The sequence below is a fragment of the Bradyrhizobium sp. UFLA06-06 genome (assembly GCF_054820065.1).
On the sequence record NZ_JADFUD010000141.1, the window covers coordinates 1 to 3,070 of the forward strand.

At 64.7% G+C, this 3,070-nt stretch carries 2 protein-coding genes; one reads left to right on the forward strand and one right to left on the reverse strand.

Going from position 1 to position 3,070, the window contains the following annotated elements:
- Window positions 1–212: 212 nt before the first annotated feature.
- The gene (locus IF803_RS42300; RefSeq protein ID WP_461196136.1) at window positions 213–1,697 is read right to left on the reverse strand and encodes an aldehyde dehydrogenase family protein; all 1,485 of its coding nucleotides are present in this window, start codon (window positions 1,695–1,697) and stop codon (window positions 213–215) included.
- Window positions 1,698–1,814: 117 nt separating this feature from the next.
- Here IF803_RS42300 and IF803_RS42305 point away from each other — a divergent pair, with 117 nt between their 5' ends.
- On the forward strand, window positions 1,815–2,900 hold the full coding sequence (locus IF803_RS42305) for a substrate-binding domain-containing protein (protein WP_212059352.1): 1,086 nt from the start codon (window positions 1,815–1,817) through the stop codon (window positions 2,898–2,900).
- The last annotated feature ends 170 nt before the right edge of the window (window positions 2,901–3,070 follow it).

The window sequence follows — 3,070 nt, forward strand, 5'->3', positions numbered from 1 at the left end:
CGGCGTCAAGCGCCAAGGACCCAACGGCTTCCCGCCCACCCTCATCCTGACAGACTTCCAAGACACAGGGACCCATACTCCGCAGCAGTCGTTGTTGGCGGGACTCGTCATCCCACCCGTGTGCAACAACAGATATTCGTGGTTATGGGTCCCGGCCTTCGCCGGGACGACAGCTGTTTTGTGACGCGCGCTCTCGCGTCTCTCGACGCGCGTCAAACGTTGAGATTCATCCACACCGCCTTCGGCTCGGTAAAGTTATCGAGCGCGGCGGTGCCGTGCTCGCGGCCGAGGCCGGAATCACGCTCGCCGCCCCACGGCAGCCGCACATCGGTGTAGCCATAGGTGTTGATCCACACCGTGCCGGCGCGGGCCTTCTTGGCGAAGCGCTGCACGCGGCCCATATCGGCGCTCCAGACGCCGGCGGCGAGGCTGTACGCCGTGCCGTTGGCGATGCGCAGCGCATCGGCCTCGTCCTTGAACTTGATCACGCTGACGACGGGACCAAAAATCTCCTCCTGCGAGATGCGCATCTCGTGCGCGACGTTGGCGAACACCGCAGGGCTGATGAAATAGCCGCGGTCACCGACCCGCGCGCCGCCGGTGGCCAGCAGCGCGCCTTCATGTTTGCCGATCTCGACATAATCGAGGATCGAGCGCATCTGCTTCTCGGAGATGACCGGCCCGAGCGCGGTGGCGCGATCGGCGGGATCGCCGATCCGCAACGCCTCGGCGCGGGCGACCAGACGCTCGACCACCTCGTCATAGGCGTTCTCCTGCACCAGCACGCGCGAGCCGGCCGAGCAGACCTGCCCGGCGTTGAAGAAGATGCCGGCAGCCGCGGCCTTGGCAGCGGCTTCGAGATTGGCATCGTCGAAGATCACATTGGCGGACTTGCCGCCGAGCTCGAGCGAGACGCGTTTGAAGTTGCCGGCGGCTCCCTTCATGATGCCGCGGCCGACGCCGGGCGAGCCGGTGAACGTCACCTTGTCGACGTCGGGATGATTGACGAGCGCATCGCCGACGATGCGGCCGGGGCCGGTCACGATGTTGAGCACGCCCTTCGGCAGTCCGGCCTCGAGCGCGAGCTCGCCGATCCTGAGCGCCGACAGCGAGGTCAGCTCGGCCGGCTTCATCACCACCGTGCAGCCGCAGGCGAGCGCCGGCGCGAGCTTCCACATGCCGATCATCAGGGGGAAATTCCACGGCACGATCGCGGCGACCACGCCGACCGGCTCGCGCACCGTATAGGTCAGCACGTCGTCGCGCGCCGAGACCACATCGCCGCTGATCTTGTCGGCCCAGCCGGCGTAATAGGTCAGCGTGTCGATGGCGGCCGGAAAATCCTGGCGCAGCACCGCCGAGATCGGCTTGCCGGCATCGAGGCTCTCCAGCGCTGCGATTTCATCGGCGTGCTGCTTCAGCAGCTCGGCCCATCGGAGCAGAATATGGCCACGTTCGGCCGCGCGCATGGTGCGCCACGGCCCCTCGAAGGCGCGGCGGGCGGCCGCCACGGCGCGGTCGACATCCGCCTCGTTGCCTTCGGCAATTGTCGCGATCACCTGCTCGGTGGCGGGATTGAGCGACTCGAAGGTGTTTCCGGACAGCGAACGGACGCGGGCGCCGTCGATCAGCAGCAATTCGTCCCTGATGGTCGGGGCGCGGCGGGCGTCACGCTCATAGTCATATGCAACTGACATCATATTTCCTCCTGGTGTTGTAATTCAACGTAGGAGGCTTCGATCAGCAGTAAATATGATATCTTGTGCCTATTGGCATGCCAGGATATGAAGCCAATTTCATAATTGGTGACCACCATGCTGCAGATCGAGATCGAGACCGTCTGGCGATTCCGGAAAGAGGACAGCCCGCAGACCGCGGTCGTGATGCTCGGCATCCTCAACGAGATCAGGAAAACCGGGAAGATCACCAGCGCCGCCAACGACGCGCAGCTGTCCTATCGCCATGTCTGGAACCTGATCGAGCAATGGACCGGCTTCTTCGGCGTGCCGCTGGTGGAGACCCAGCGCGGCAAGGGCTCGAAGCTGACGCCATTCGGCGAGAAGCTGGTGTGGGCCGGCGAGCGCATGCAGGCGCGGCTCGGGCTGCAGCTCGAGAACCTCGCGCAGGAACTGGTCACCGAGATCAAGCCGTTTCTCGAGCAGCGGCCGTCGGTGATCCGGGTCCATGCCAGCCACGGCTTTGCGGTCTCCAAGCTGCGCGAGTTCCTCGACCGCGCGGGCGGCGTCGGCGTCGATCTGCGCTATGTCAGCAACCAGAACTCGCTGGTCTCGCTGGCGCAGGGCGCCTGCGATCTCTCCGGCGTGCACCTGCCGCGCGGCGAATTGCGCGCGCAGGGCATCAAGGCCTGCCGCGAGTGGCTCGATCCGCGCGAGGACCGCGTCATCAATTTCGTGACGCGCGAGATGGGCCTGATGGTCAAGCGCGGCAACCCGCTGAAGATCACGTCGCTGAAGGACCTGGTCGAGCGCAAGGCCCGTTTCGTCAACCGCGACCATGATTCCGGCACGCGGCTGCTGTTCGATCAATTGCTGGCGCTGCACAAGATCCCGGAAGGGCGGATCAACGGCGCCCAGCACATGGAGTTCACCCATGCCGCGGTCGCCGCCTATGTCGCCAGCGGCATGGCGGATGCGAGCTTCGGCGTCGAAGCTGCCGCGCGGCAGTTCGGGCTCGATTTCATCCGCCTGCTCACGGAAGATTATTTCTTCGTGTGCAAGCGCGCCTTCCTCGAGACCGAGCCGATGCAGCGCGTGCTCGACATCATGAAGAGCAGCGAGTTTCACAAGGCGGTGGGCGCCCTTCCCGGCTATGTCGCCTCCAGCACCGGCGCCGTCAGCGGCGTGAAGGAGTTTCTCGAGAAGCTGCATTCGGACCGCTGATCAGGCCACGCCCGGCGGCGGCCGACCTGATCGCCGTCGATCCTTCGGGACTCGCGCCAGGGGCGATGACGAGGATCGACAGACACGAAGATATCTAAAGCGGGATGGGTTTAGGTTGAATCGATTTGGGATTCCCAAATCAGTGTGTTTCTGATTCACCATGCTGGCTG